This is a genomic window from Azospirillum sp. (assembly GCF_050789165.1).
The window spans coordinates 216,490-229,380 of record NZ_JBOZRT010000155.1 but is presented as its reverse complement, the minus strand read 5'-3'; the positions used below and the strand labels follow the sequence as shown (position 1 = coordinate 229,380).

The window sequence follows — 12,891 nt, the reverse complement described above, 5'->3', positions numbered from 1 at the left end:
TATGGATCCCCGCCTTCGCGGGGATGACGGCCGAAGAATGGAAGCATCTGGGCCAAGGAGCCGAATCCCATGACCGCCCTTAAGACCGAGATTACCCGCGCCGACATCATCCCGCCGGCCGAGTACGCCAAGGAGCGCGCCGCCCGCCGCAAGGCGCTGGTCGAGGTGAAGAAGCACCGCCGCGTCTCGGTCGGCCCCTACGCCACCTTCTACTTCGAGAACTACGACACGATGTGGCAGCAGATCCACGAGATGCTCCACATCGAGAAGGGCGGCGAGGAGCAGATCGCGGACGAGCTGCGCGCCTACAACCCCCTGATCCCCAAGGGGCGCGAGCTGGTCGCCACGGTGATGTTCGAGATCGACAACCCCGTCCAGCGCCAGACCTTCCTGACCCGCCTCGGCGGTGTCGAGGAGACCATGCAGCTGCAGTTCGCCGGCCACACCGTCCAGGCCCGGCCGGAGGCCGACGTCGAGCGCACCAACGAGGAGGGCAAGGCGTCGTCGGTGCACTTCATGCACTTCGACTTCACCGACGCCCAGGTGGCGGCCTTCCGCACGCCGGGCACCCAGGTGGTGGTCGCCTTCACCCACCCCAACTACGGCCACATGGCCGTGATGCCGGAGCGGGTGCGCGAGGAGCTGGCGAAGGACTTCGCGTGAGGGGGCTTTCGCCCCCTCCCTGACCCTTACCGCGCGATCGAGTCGTGCGCGGCCAGCGCCGCCATGGTGACGATGTCGTTCACGGTGGCGCCCATGGTGACGATCTGCACCGGGTGGTCCAGGCCGATCAACAGCGGGCCCACCACCGTGCCGCGCGTCATCTTCTGCAGCAGCTTGGCCGCGATGTTGGCGGCGTGCAGCGCCGGCATGACCAGCACGTTGGCCGGTCCGGACAGGCGGCAGAACGGGTAGACGCGGCGCATCAGCTCGTGGTCCAGCGCCACGTCGGCCGACATCTCGCCGTCGTACTCGAAGTCCACCTTGCGCTGGTCCAGCAGGGCGACGGCGTCGCGCACGCGTTTAACGTTCTCGCCGTGCCGGTTCTGGCCGAAGTTGGAGTAGGACAGCAGCGCCACGCGCGGCTCGTGCCCCATCTGGCGGGCCTTGGCGGCGGCCTGCACGGCGATGTCGGCCAGCGTCTCGGGGTCCGGCACCTCGTTCACCGTGGTGTCGGCGATGAACACCGTGCGCGAACGGTTGATCATCGCGGTCAGGCCGAACACCCGCTCGCCCGGCTTCGGGTCGAACACGCGGGTGACCTCGTCGAAGCTGACCTGGAAGCTGCGGGTCAGGCCGGTGACCACGGCGTGCGCGTCGCCCAGCGCCACCATCAGCGCGGCGAAGACGTTGCGGTCCTGGTTCACCATGCGCTGGCAGTCGCGGTGCAGCAGGCCCTTGCGCTGCAGGCGGCGGTACAGGAAGTCGGTGTAGCGGCGGTTCGAGTCGGAGAGCCGGGCGTTGTGGATCTCCAGCTGCCTGGCCATGGCCGCCTGCCCCATGGAGGCGAGCTGCTCCTTGATCACCTCCTCGCGGCCGATCAGCACCGGCGTGCCGTAGCCGGCCGCCTTGAAGGCGAGGGCGGCGCGGATCGCCCGCTCCTCCTCGCCTTCGGCGAAGACGACCCGGCGGGGCTGCGTGCGCACCTTCTCGAGGATCATCTCCAGCGAGTCGGCGGTCGGGTCGAGGCGGGTGCGCAGCGTGGCGCGGTAGCCCGCCATGTCGACGATCGGCTTGCGCGCCACGCCGCTCTCCATCGCCGCCTGCGCCACGGCGCAGGGCACGGTGACGATCAGGCGCGGGTCAAAGGGCGTGGGAATGATGTAGTCGGGGCCGTAGTTGAGGCGGCGGCCGGAATAGGCGGCGGCCACCTCGTCCGGCACGTCCTCGCGCGCCAGGGCGGCCAGCGCCTGGGCGGCGGCGAGCTTCATCGCCTCGTTGATGGTGCTGGCGCGCACGTCCAGGGCACCGCGGAACAGGTACGGGAAGCCCAGGACGTTGTTCACCTGGTTCGGGTAGTCGGAGCGCCCGGTGGCGACGATGGCGTCGGGACGCACCGCCTTGGCCTCCTCCGGCGTGATCTCCGGATCCGGGTTGGCCAGCGCGAAGATGATCGGCTTGTCGGCCATGCTCTTGACCATGGCCGGGGTCATCGCGCCCTTGGCCGACAGGCCGACGAACACGTCGGCGCCGGCGACCGCCTCCTCCAGCGTGCGCTTGTCGGTGTCGATGGCGAAGGAGGACTTCCACTGGTTCATGCCGTCGGTGCGGCCGCGGTAGACGACGCCCTTGGTGTCGCACAGCGTGATGTTCTCGCGCCGCACGCCCAGGTCGTTGAACAGCTGCGCGCAGGCGATGCCGGCCGCGCCGGCGCCGTTCACCACCATCTTCACGTCGGCGATGTCGCGCCCGGTGATGTCGCAGGCGTTGATCAGGCCGGCGCCGGCGATGATGGCGGTGCCGTGCTGGTCGTCATGGAACACCGGGATGTCCATGATCTCGCGCAGCCGCTCCTCGATCACGAAGCAGTCCGGCGCCTTGATGTCCTCCAGGTTGATGCCGCCGAAGGAGGGGCCGAGGAAGCGCGCGCAGTTGATGAACTCTTCGACGTTGCGGGTGTCGACCTCCAGGTCGATGCCGTCGATGTCGGCGAAGCGCTTGAAGAGGACGGCCTTGCCTTCCATCACCGGCTTGCTGGCCTGCGCGCCCAGGTCGCCCAGGCCCAGCACCGCCGTGCCGTTGGAGATGATCGCCACCACGTTGCCCTTGGCCGTGTAGTCGTAGGCCAGCGAGGGATCCTCGGCGATGCGCAGGCAGGGCGCGGCGACGCCCGGCGAATAGGCCAGCGACAGGTCGCGCTGGGTGGTCAGCGGCTTGGTTGCGGTGATTTCCAGCTTGCCCGGACGGCCGCTGGCGTGCAGCAGCAGGGCTTCTTCGTCGGTGACGCGCTTGGTGTCGGTTTCGGCCATGGGAGTGCAGTCCTCGGAGTCTGACGCTTCGCCGGTTCTTTGGTGCTGCCGGCTGTTCGGAACCGGCGATGTTAACGGCGACCAGCGCAACCTGCCAGCGCGGTGTGCACCGCGAAAGCACGATTCGATCATTTTTTTGTGTCGGAAGGACAGAAACGGCACACACTCGAAAGTCCATCCTCTCCTTCCGTCGGAATTGCATATCACTGAACCGAGGCGTTCACTTGCGCCTGACGCAAGCCCCGTCGAAGAGGGCGCGACACGCATTCCGCAGGAGGGTTCCATGGCCATCAGCCTCGTGCTCAACGGCCGCACCGTGACGCTGGACGTCGATCCGGAGATGCCGCTGCTGTGGGCGATCCGGGAGGCCGCCGGCCTCACCGGCACGAAATTCGGGTGCGGGCAGGCGCAGTGCGGCGCCTGCACCGTGCACATTGAGGGGGCGCCGGTGCGCTCCTGCTCCATCCCGGTGTCGGAGGCGGCGAACCGCGCCGTCACCACCATCGAGGGCGTCCAGGGCAAGGTCGCCCAGGCGGTGCAGGCCGCCTGGCAGAAGCTGGACGTGGTCCAGTGCGGCTATTGCCAGTCCGGGCAGATCATGTCGGCGGTGGCGCTGCTGACCAACACGCCGAAGCCCAGCGACGAGGACATCGACGGGGCGATGCAGGGCAACCTCTGTCGCTGCGCCACCTACCACCGCATCCGCGCCGCCATCCACGCCGCGGCCAAGACGCTGGAGGCCTGACCATGCAGCCCGGATTCCGTTTCGCGCTTCCGCAAGCCTCCCGCCGCGACGTGCTGAGGGCCGCCGCCGCGACCGGTCTGATCGTCGGCTTCCAGCTGCCCGGCCGCGGGGCGAAGCTCGCATACGCCGCGCCGGCCGACGGCGTGTTCAGGCCGAACGCCTTCGTCCGCATCGCGCCGGACAACAGCGTCACCGTGCTGATCAAGCACCTGGAGATGGGGCAGGGCACCTACACCGGCCTGACCACCCTGGTGGCCGAGGAGCTGGACGCCGACTGGGCGCAGACGCGCGCCGAGCACGCGCCGGCCGACCCGCTGCTCTACAACAACCTGATGTGGGGCCCGGCGCAGGGGACCGGCGGGTCGAGCAGCGTCGCCAACTCCTTCGAGCAGCTGCGCAAGGCCGGTGCCGCCGCGCGCGCCATGCTGGTGCAGGCGGCGGCCGACAAGTGGGGCGTGCCGGCGTCGCAGGTCGGCGTGTCCAAGGGTGTCGTCTCGGCCGGCGACCGCAAGGCGACGTTCGGCGAGCTGGCCGAGGCCGCCGCCAAGGTCACCCCGCCCAAGGACCCGCCGCTGAAGGACCCCAAGGACTTCACCCTGATCGGCAAGCCGGTGCCGCGCCTCGACTCGGTGGAGAAGACCACCGGCAAGGCGGTGTATGCCATGGACTTCACGCTGCCGGGCGCGCTGGTGGCGGTGGTCGAGCGGCCGCCGGTGTTCGGCGCCAAGGTGAAGGCCTTCGACGCCAGCGAGGCGAAGAAGGTGCCGGGCGTCGTCGACGTGGTGCAGATCCCGCGCGGCGTCGCGGTGCTCGCCACCGGCTTCTGGGCCGCCAAGCGCGGGCGCGAGGCGCTGGATGTGACCTGGGACCAGACGGGCGCGGAGGTGCGCGACTCGGGCACGCTCTTGGACATCTACCGGGGTTTGGGCAAGGCGCCCGGCCTGCCGGCGTGGAAGGACGGCGACGCCGACGCGGCGCTCGGCACGGCCGCCAAGGTGGTGCGGGCGGAGTTCGACTTCCCCTACCTCGCCCACACGCCGATGGAGCCGCTGAACTGCGTGGCCAAGCTGGCGCCGGACGGCAGCGTCGACATCTGGGCCGGCGACCAGTTCCAGACCGGCGACCAGGGCAACGCGGCGAAGCTGCTGGGCATCAAGCCGGACCAAGTGCGCATCCACACGCTGTACGCCGGCGGCAGCTTCGGCCGGCGCGCCAACCCGGAGTCGGACTACATCGTCGAGGCGGTCTCCATCGCCAAGGCGATCAACGGCAAGGCGCCGGTCAAGCTGATCTGGACGCGCGAGGACGACGTGACGGGCGGCCGCTACCGGCCGATGTACCACCACGTCATGGCGGCCGGGCTGGACGCGCAGGGCAAGCTGGTGGCCTGGAAGCACCGCATCGTCGGCCAGTCGATCCTCATCGGCACGCCGTTCGAGGGCATGATGGTGAAGGGCGGCATCGACGCCACCTCGGTCGAGGGGGCGGCCAACCTGCCCTACGCCGTGCCCAACGTGCTGGTGGACGTGCACAACACGGACGTCGGCGTGCCGGTGCTGTGGTGGCGCTCGGTCGGCAGCACGCACAACGGCTTCGCCACCGAGGTCTTCATCGACGAGCTGGCGCACGCCGCCGGGAAGGATCCTTACGCGTTCCGGCGCGAGCTGCTGGGCAAGCACCCGCGGCATCTGGCGGTGCTCGACCTCGCGGCGGAGAAGGCGGGCTGGGGCAAGCCCCTGCCGGCCGGCCGGGCGCGCGGCATCGCGGTGCACGAGTCGTTCAACTCGGTCGTCGCGCAGGTCGTCGAGCTGTCGATGAGCGGCGGCCGGCTGAAGGTGGAGCGCGTGGTCTGCGCGGTGGACTGCGGCCTTGCCGTCAACCCCGACGTGGTGCGCGCCCAGATGGAGGGCGGCATCGGCTTCGGCCTGGGCGCCGCGCTGGGCGAGGCGATCACCCTGGCGCAGGGCAAGGTGGAGCAGTCGAACTTCCACGACTACACGCCGCTGCGCATCGACCGCATGCCGGACGTGGAGGTGCACATCGTGCCGTCCGCGGCGCCCCCCACGGGCGTCGGCGAACCCGGCGTGCCGCCGATCGCGCCGGCGGTGTCCAACGCGCTGTTCTCGCTGACGGGGAAGCGGGTGCGCAGCCTGCCGTTCGCGACGCAGGGCGTGGAGGTATGATCCGATAAAGCCCCTCTCCCTGGACGGGAGAGGGGTTGGGGAGAGGGTGGCGCCGCGAGGCGGCCACGTCGCCTTCCCCCTCTCCCCAAACCCCTCCCCCGCAAGGGGGAGGGGTTTTATTACGCCTCCGCAACGAATTTTTGGTACTGATCGGCGATGGCTGCGGTGGCGGCGTCGAGCAGGCGCTTGCCGTGCTCCGGCCGGGCCAGCGAGGGGTCGGAGCCGATGCGGCCGTCCGGGTAGCGGCGGCGGAAGTCGCGGGCGTCGTGGAAGCTTCCCGACGGCGCCACCTGCGGCGACATGGTGGCGGTCTTGATGGCCTCGGGATAGGCGTGCTGGGTCAGCGAGACCTCCGACGGCGTGGCGTGCGAGCCCTCGACGCCGGCGTACAGCTCGCGCGACAGGCGGCCCACCGCCTCGTTCTCCCACCAGTTGACCAGCGCGCAGCGCAGCTCCGGCGCGTTTCCGCCCTTCTGCGCGCGGTTCGCGGCGTAGACCTCGTAGAAGGCGGCGCGGATGCTGGCGATGTTACCGCCGTGGCCGTTGACGAAGAAGAAGCGCTCGAACCCGTGCTCGGCCAGGGACAGCACGTAATCCTGGATCACCGCGATCAGCGTCGACGGGCGCAACGTCATCGAGCCCGCGAACTCCATGTGGTGCACGGCCATGCCCACCGCGATGGTCGGGCCGACCAGCGCGCCAGTCGCCTCGCCGACCGCCTTGGCCACGACCTCGGCGCAGATGGCGTCGGTGCCCACGAGGCCGTTCGGCCCGTGCTGCTCGGTGGAGCCGATGGGCATGACGATGCCCTTGGACGTCTTCAGATAGGCCTCGACCTCGGCCCAGGTGCACAGGTGGAGTTGCACGGGTCTCTGTCCCCTCGATGGGTGTTGCTTGGCAGTGATCATAGAGCGGCGGGTGGCGAGGCCCAAGCCCGCCTCAGCGCGCATCCGCCCTGCGCAGCTCCCGCACCCGCATCATCACCGGTGTGGCGTGCGGGCCGGGGTTGGCGCCGAACAGGGTGCCGGCGGCCACCACGCGCGTGTCGGGCAGCGACACGACGCGGCTGTAGACCTCGTGCGGCAGCTCCAGCTGGATCTCGCGCACCGCGTCGCGGGCGGCGTTGACGCCGGCGCTGCCCGGCTTCGCATCGACGCAGGCCGGGCGGTCGAGGCGCAGGTACCAGTAGACCTGCGGTCCTTTGACGCCGGGCACCGGCCGGCGCGTCAGCGTGCCGGCCAGCTGCTCCGGCGCGTCGTAGCGCAGGCAGGCCGCGGCGGCCTCCATGGGGCCGAGGGCCAGCACCGCCATGACCAGTCCGACGCGCAACATGCCGATCTCCTTCCGGCGCCGAGCATAGCCGCGTTCGGCGGCTGGCAAAAGCGGGCTGCCGCGCATACACTCGCGTGCATTTTCGACGAGGGGTGCAGCGGCGTGGTTGCGCGGGTCAGGACGGTCGCCTTCCAGGGCATCGAGGTGATGGACATCGACGTGCAGGTGCAGATGTCCAGCGGCGTGGTGGCCTTCACCGTCGTCGGGCTGCCCGACAAGGCGGTGGGCGAGAGCCGCGAGCGGGTACGCGCCGCGCTGCACGCGCTGGGCCTGTCGCTGCCGGCGAAGCGCATCACCGTCAACATGGCGCCGGCCGACGTGCTGAAGGAGGGGTCGCACTTCGACCTGCCCATCGCGCTGGGCCTGCTGACCGCCATGGGCGTGCTGCCGGACGAGGAGATGGCGCGCTACGTGGCGCTGGGCGAGCTGGCGCTGGACGGCGCGCTGACGCCGGTGGCCGGCGTGCTGCCGGCGGCGATCAACGCGCAGGCCAACGAACGGGGGCTGATCTGCCCGGCCGCGTGCGGCGGCGAGGCGGTCTGGGCCGGCGAGGATCTGGACGTGCTGGCGCCGCCGACGCTGCTGGCGCTGATCAACCACTTCAAGGGCAGCCAGGTGCTGACCCGGCCGAAGCCGCGGATGCAGGAGGAACCGGCCCAGCAACCGTGCCTGCGCGACGTCAAAGGCAACGAGACCGCCAAGCGCGCGGTCGAGGTCGCCGCGGCCGGCAACCACAACCTGCTGATGATCGGTCCGCCCGGGTCGGGCAAGTCGATGCTGGCGGCGCGGCTGCCGGGGTTGCTGCCGCCGCTCGATCCGGCGGAGGCGCTGGAGGTCTCGATGATCCACAGCGTCGCCGGGCTGCTGGAGGAGGGGCGGCTGATCCGCCACCGGCCTTACCGGTCTCCGCACCAGTCGGCCTCGCTGCCGGCCCTGGTGGGCGGCGGCACGCGCGGCAAGCCGGGGGAGATCTCCCTGGCCCACCAGGGAGTGCTCTTCCTGGACGAGCTGCCTGAGTTTCCCCGGCAGGTGCTGGAGGCGTTGCGCCAGCCGCTGGAGACCGGCAAGGCGGTGGTCTCGCGCGTCAACGCGCACGTCACATACCCGGCGCGGGTGCAGCTGGTGGCGGCCATGAACCCCTGCCGCTGCGGGCATCTGGACGACGCGGCGCTGGCGTGCGGGCGGGCGCCGAAGTGCGCGGCCGACTACCAGTCCAAGATCTCCGGCCCGCTGTTCGACCGCATCGACCTGCACATCGACGTGCCGGCGGTCAGCCCGGCCGACCTCAGCCTGCCGCCGCCGGCCGAGGGCAGCGCCGAGGTGGCGGCCCGCGTCGCCGTCGCCCGCGCCGTCCAGGCGGAACGCTACGCCGCGGTCTCGCCCGGCGGCCGGCCGGTGCGCACCAACGCCGACGCCGACGGCGAACTGCTGGAGCGCGTCGCCGCCCCCGACCAGCCCGGCCGCGCGCTGCTGACCGAGGCGGCGGAGCGGCTGAAGCTGTCGGCGCGCGGCTACCACCGGGTGATGCGGGTCGCCCGCACGCTGGCCGACCTGGAGGGGACGACCGGAGTGCGGCGGATGCACGTCGCCGAGGCGCTCAGCTACCGGCGGATCGCGCCTGGGAGGTAGGGGCGGCGCTGGGGGCGGCGGACGGATCCTCCGCGGGCGGCTGCTCCTGCGAGGGGGCCGGGCAGGTGGCCTTGGAAGGGCCGGTGACGACGTCGAAATCGAAATCCAACATGGTGACCTCCGGTCTGAGGGGGAGGCCGCGTCGGCGTCTGGCGGGGATCTGCGTGCACCGGGTGCTGAAAACACAAAAGCCGCCTCACGTCGGGCGGCTTCGGGTGCATCGTGGGTGTGCGATACCTAGGCCGCCGGTGTGTACCAGCGGTACCAAAATCGGCCCGTGAGGGCGAGCGAGGCGGATCGCACGTTCATGGGGCGCAGCCTAACCGCGGATCGCCAGCGGCGCAAGGGGGAGTGTTCGCGCCGGGCCCCCACCCAACCCTCCCCCACTTCGCGGGGGAGGGCTTTCAAGGCTGGCGGCGGAGTTCCTCCCCCCGCGAAGTGGGGGGAGGTTAGGAGGGGGGCCGGTGCGGAGACCTACCGCACCTCGAACGCCGGCGGCCGGTCGGCCGAGCCGCAGGTCGGCGGCTTGGCCGCCTCCGGGCGGTCGAGGAAGGCGGCGGCGAGGTCCAGCGCGCAGGGCTCGCCCAGTAGCACGCCGTGGCCGGCGGCGCGGAACACCACGTGGCGGCTCTGTGGCAGGGTGATGGCGGCGCGCTGGCCCCACTCGGGCGGAGTCACCGGGTCGTAGGCGCCGGAGAGCAGCAGCACCGGCGTCGTGCTCGCCACCGGCAGGCGCTCGCCGGGCTCCTGCCCGCCGACCGGCCAGACGGCGCAGACGCGCCGGCCGGTGTCGTCGCCCCCCAGGCCGGGCAGCACCGACCAGCGGCGGCGGTTGTTGGCGGTGCGCACGGGGTCGGCGGCGTTCACCGTCTCCCGGCACTCGATGGAGAAGGCCATGCCCTCGGCGGTGTCGGGGTCGCCAAGGCGCGGCGCCGGGACGTACAGCGCCAGCGGTGCCGGCCGGCCACGAACGGCGCGGTCGATCAGCGCGGGCAGGCGCGGGATTGCCTCGTCGCCGGCCATGGCCTCCAGCGCCGCGGCGATCAGCGCGGACCCGTCGAGGCGGATACCGAGCGGGTCCGAGGCGTCGCCGGCGTTCACCGTGGCGGGCAAGGCGTTCAGGTCGGACGCGAGCTGCAGGAAGCGGCGCTCCAGGTCGGGGAAGGCGGCGCGGCAGGCGCGGCTGGCGGTGCAGTCGTCGAACAGCCGCTTCAACGCCCGGTGGGTCAGCCACGCCTCCTCCTCCTCGGCGTTGATGTCGGGCGGGTAGACGCCGTCGAGCACCGCGGCGCGCACGCGCGGCCCGTGGCGGCGCAGGATCTCCAGCGCCACGCGGGTGCCGTAGGACACGGCGATCAGGTTGACGCGCGCCGCCCCCACCGCCGCGGCGATGTCCATGACGTCGTCGGCCGCAGCCGACGTGGTGAAGGAGCCAAGATCCACGCCGGCGGCGCGCAGGCGGGTGGAGCACGCCTCCAGCGCGGCGCGCTCCTCGGCCGCGGTGCGGGGGGTGCCGGCCAGGACGTCCAGCTCGGCGCAGTCGGTATCCGGCTCGCTGCGGCCCACGCCGCGCGGGTCGAACAGGACCACGTCGCGTGTGCGGCGGAGGACGGCCGTCAACTCCCACCAGCCCTCCATGCGCTCCTCCGACACCTCGTCGAGGCCGAAGGGCGAGGCGCCGGGGCCGCCGTCGATGTACAGCACCGGATCGTGCGCCGGGCGCTGGGCGGTGCTGCGCAGCACGGCGATGGTGAGGTGCAGCGTGCGGTGCGCGGCGCGGTCGCGGCGCTCCGGCACGGCGACGGTGCCGCAGCGCGCCGACTCGCCGGGCGGCGGGGTGAACCAGCAGGGCGCGGCCGTGAATCGCCCCTGCGCGGCGGCCGGCGGCGCCGCGAACGAGGCGCCCAGCAGCAGGCCGAGGGCCGGCAGGCGGAGCAAGCGGAGGGCGAGGACGGACACGGCGGGCACGGGGAAGGATCAGGTGGGCGCGGGCGGGGCAACCCACAGTCGCGCGTCCGCCCGCCGGCCGTCCAGCGCCGTCAGCCGCGCCGCGTATGGCGGACGGCCGGGCGTGTCCGCACGGCAACAGGATGGGTCTTTTCGGCATATTCTGTTGACGGAACACTTCCGTGAGCGGATGTTTTGCGCGTTCGAAAACCGAAGGAGGGCGCCATGCCCAGTCTGTGGAGTCAGTTGTTGAGCCGGTGGCTGGACCCCAGTCCCGGGGCCGGAGTCGAGCACCTGTGCCCGCGCATGCGGCGCGACATCGGGCTGGCCGATGTCGACGGGGTGGAGGTTCCGGCCGAACCCATCCTGCACCGGAACCTTTCTGAGGCCCGGATTTTTTGCAACTTGTCAGCTTACCGCTGATTGGCGATCCTCAAGCCCGCGTGTCCGCACGCGGTCCCTCACTCATGGAGACGACGATGAAACTCGTAACCCCTGTCACCCCGCTCAACCGAGCCCGCACCACCATGCATCGCGATTCCCATTGGCTTCAATCGAGCGCGTCCAGCGAATTCCGGATAACGAGAGGGTGTCATGAGTGTCTTTCTGGCTTTGCGCGGTCATCGGGTCTTTGCTGAACACGCCCTCTGGGCCTCTCCGGGTGCCTTCGACATCCGGCGGGAAAACGGGGAACTCGTGGTATGGCTTGGACGCCTGCACTTGATCTACACGCCGGCCACATGGTCGCCGCCGCCGCACCTGCGGCGCAGACGGGGAGGGTCCGCTGATGTCGACCCGCATCCGTCCTGACGAGATTGCGACCGTCACGCGCGTGCTCGAGGCGTTCCGTACGCTCGACCCCGACCTGCCGATCCAATACGCGCTGTCGTTCATGACGATCGCGCAGAACGAGGGCATCTCCATCGGCGAGCTGGCGGAACGCCTGGGCATCGCCCAGTCCTCCGCCTCGCGCAACGTGGCGGCGCTCAGCCGCTGGCATTCGTTCGGCAAGGCCGGCCTGGATCTGGTGAGCGCGCAGGAAGACCCGCGCGAGCGCCGCCGCAAGGTGGTGGCGCTGACCGACAAGGGCCGCGCCTTCCTGGACGAGCTGCGCGGCATCGTCGGCAACGTCGATCCCCGGCCCGACCTGCGCCGGAAGACCGCCTAGACCGCCGCCTGCTCCAGCAGCCACGCGCGGAAGCGCGCGATGGCCGGCGTGCGCGCCGTCTGCGGCGGGCAAACGATCCAGTAGGCGAAGGGGGCGTCGGTCGCCTCTTCCACCGGCCGCACCAGCCGCCCCGCCGCAAGGTCGAGCGCCACCAGCGCCGAGCGCGCCAGAGCCACGCCCTGTCCCGCCACCGCCGCGTCGACGGCGAGGCTCGTCTGGTCGAACACCGGGCCGTGCGGCGGCACCGGCGCCGCAACGCCGAAGCGCCCCAGCCAGTCGCGCCATGCCGCCGGGTCGCGGTCGTGCAGCAGCGTCTGCCCGGTGAGGCCGGCGAGGCCGCCGATGCGCGCGGCCAGCGCCGGGCTGCACACCGGGAAGACCCGCTCGTCGCACAGCTTGGCGACGTCCAGCGCCGGCCAGTTCCCGTCGCCGTGCCGCACCGCCATGTCGATGTCGCCGCCCCGGAAGTCCACGTGCCGGACCGAGGCGCTGAGCCGCAGGTCGATGTCCGGGTGCGCCTCCAGAAAGCGGCCGAGCCGCGGCACCAGCCACTTGTGCGCGAAGTTCGGCGACACCGACACCGTCAGCACCCGCCCCTTGCCCTGCCGGGCCACCGCGGCGCCGCCGTCGCGCAACTGGGCCAGCGCCGCCTCGACGTAGCGGCGGTAGGTGTCGCCGGCCGGGGTCAGCGTCAGGCCGCGCGGCTCGCGCTCGAACAGGCGGACGCCGAGGCGCGCCTCCAGTTCGCGGATCTGGTGGCTGACGGCGCCGTGCGTCAGGCCGATCTCCTCGGCGGCGCGCGTGACGTTCAGGTGCCGCGCCGCGGCCTCGAAGGCGCGCAGCGCCGGCATCGGCGGAAGGTGCGGCATCGGTCAATTCCGCTCACAGCTCGGCGAAGAGGATTGATTTGTTCTCCGG

11 protein-coding genes are annotated in these 12,891 nt (G+C 71.5%); 6 read left to right on the top strand and 5 right to left on the bottom strand.

The window, feature by feature from the left end; genetic code table 11:
- Positions 1 to 69 precede the first annotated feature (69 nt).
- Positions 70 to 663 (top strand): DUF3501 family protein, encoded by a 594-nt coding sequence (locus ACRWK7_RS33065; protein WP_431861763.1) that lies wholly within the window; start codon positions 70 to 72, stop codon positions 661 to 663.
- A 26-nt stretch (positions 664 to 689) separates the two neighbouring features.
- Here ACRWK7_RS33065 and ACRWK7_RS33060 read toward each other — a convergent pair whose 3' ends face one another.
- On the bottom strand, positions 690 to 2,969 hold the full coding sequence (locus tag ACRWK7_RS33060; protein ID WP_431861761.1) for an NADP-dependent malic enzyme: 2,280 nt from the start codon (positions 2,967 to 2,969) through the stop codon (positions 690 to 692).
- A 283-nt stretch (positions 2,970 to 3,252) separates the two neighbouring features.
- Between ACRWK7_RS33060 and ACRWK7_RS33055 the strand changes: the two genes are divergently transcribed.
- Positions 3,253 to 3,714, top strand: a complete 462-nt coding sequence (locus ACRWK7_RS33055) for a (2Fe-2S)-binding protein (RefSeq protein ID WP_431861759.1) — start codon at positions 3,253 to 3,255, stop codon at positions 3,712 to 3,714.
- Between the two features lie 2 nt (positions 3,715 to 3,716).
- Positions 3,717 to 5,897 (top strand): molybdopterin cofactor-binding domain-containing protein, encoded by a 2,181-nt coding sequence (locus tag ACRWK7_RS33050; RefSeq protein ID WP_431861757.1) that lies wholly within the window; start codon positions 3,717 to 3,719, stop codon positions 5,895 to 5,897.
- 119 nt (positions 5,898 to 6,016) lie between these two features.
- Here the strand turns inward: ACRWK7_RS33050 and ACRWK7_RS33045 are convergent, their stop codons facing one another.
- Complete coding sequence (locus ACRWK7_RS33045) at positions 6,017 to 6,763, bottom strand: creatininase family protein (RefSeq protein WP_431861755.1); 747 nt, start codon at positions 6,761 to 6,763, stop codon at positions 6,017 to 6,019.
- A gap of 73 nt (positions 6,764 to 6,836) precedes the next feature.
- Positions 6,837 to 7,229 (bottom strand): hypothetical protein, encoded by a 393-nt coding sequence (locus ACRWK7_RS33040; RefSeq protein WP_431861753.1) that lies wholly within the window; start codon positions 7,227 to 7,229, stop codon positions 6,837 to 6,839.
- A gap of 102 nt (positions 7,230 to 7,331) precedes the next feature.
- Here ACRWK7_RS33040 and ACRWK7_RS33035 point away from each other — a divergent pair, with 102 nt between their 5' ends.
- Positions 7,332 to 8,858: a YifB family Mg chelatase-like AAA ATPase gene (locus ACRWK7_RS33035; protein WP_431861751.1), complete on the top strand. Its 1,527-nt coding sequence runs from the start codon at positions 7,332 to 7,334 to the stop codon at positions 8,856 to 8,858.
- A gap of 474 nt (positions 8,859 to 9,332) precedes the next feature.
- On the opposite strand, the gene ACRWK7_RS33030 is transcribed toward ACRWK7_RS33035, so the two are convergent.
- Complete coding sequence (locus ACRWK7_RS33030) at positions 9,333 to 10,826, bottom strand: alpha/beta hydrolase (RefSeq protein ID WP_431861749.1); 1,494 nt, start codon at positions 10,824 to 10,826, stop codon at positions 9,333 to 9,335.
- A 204-nt stretch (positions 10,827 to 11,030) separates the two neighbouring features.
- Here ACRWK7_RS33030 and ACRWK7_RS33025 point away from each other — a divergent pair, with 204 nt between their 5' ends.
- Together ACRWK7_RS33025 and ACRWK7_RS33020 are read left to right on the top strand one after the other, a co-directional pair.
- Positions 11,031 to 11,228: a hypothetical protein gene (locus ACRWK7_RS33025; RefSeq protein ID WP_431861747.1), complete on the top strand. Its 198-nt coding sequence runs from the start codon at positions 11,031 to 11,033 to the stop codon at positions 11,226 to 11,228.
- Positions 11,229 to 11,592: 364 nt separating this feature from the next.
- Complete coding sequence (locus ACRWK7_RS33020) at positions 11,593 to 11,973, top strand: MarR family winged helix-turn-helix transcriptional regulator (RefSeq protein WP_431861745.1); 381 nt, start codon at positions 11,593 to 11,595, stop codon at positions 11,971 to 11,973.
- On the opposite strand, the gene gcvA is transcribed toward ACRWK7_RS33020, so the two are convergent.
- Positions 11,970 to 12,842, bottom strand: a complete 873-nt coding sequence (gene gcvA, locus ACRWK7_RS33015; protein ID WP_431861744.1) for a transcriptional regulator GcvA — start codon at positions 12,840 to 12,842, stop codon at positions 11,970 to 11,972. The two genes, ACRWK7_RS33020 and gcvA, sit on opposite strands and share 4 nt — an antisense overlap.
- Positions 12,843 to 12,891: the final 49 nt, after the last annotated feature.

What these genes read in the sequence shown, in the direction of transcription:
- ACRWK7_RS33065 (WP_431861763.1), top strand. Translation starts at nt 70, where the DNA reads ATGACCGCCCTTAAGACCGAGATTACCCGCGCCGACATCATCCCGCCG.
- ACRWK7_RS33060 (WP_431861761.1), bottom strand. Translation starts at nt 2,969, where the DNA reads ATGGCCGAAACCGACACCAAGCGCGTCACCGACGAAGAAGCCCTGCTG.
- ACRWK7_RS33055 (WP_431861759.1), top strand. Translation starts at nt 3,253, where the DNA reads ATGGCCATCAGCCTCGTGCTCAACGGCCGCACCGTGACGCTGGACGTC.
- ACRWK7_RS33050 (WP_431861757.1), top strand. Translation starts at nt 3,717, where the DNA reads ATGCAGCCCGGATTCCGTTTCGCGCTTCCGCAAGCCTCCCGCCGCGAC.
- ACRWK7_RS33040 (WP_431861753.1), bottom strand. Translation starts at nt 7,229, where the DNA reads ATGTTGCGCGTCGGACTGGTCATGGCGGTGCTGGCCCTCGGCCCCATG.
- ACRWK7_RS33025 (WP_431861747.1), top strand. Translation starts at nt 11,031, where the DNA reads ATGCCCAGTCTGTGGAGTCAGTTGTTGAGCCGGTGGCTGGACCCCAGT.
- ACRWK7_RS33020 (WP_431861745.1), top strand. Translation starts at nt 11,593, where the DNA reads ATGTCGACCCGCATCCGTCCTGACGAGATTGCGACCGTCACGCGCGTG.
- gcvA (WP_431861744.1), bottom strand. Translation starts at nt 12,842, where the DNA reads ATGCCGCACCTTCCGCCGATGCCGGCGCTGCGCGCCTTCGAGGCCGCG.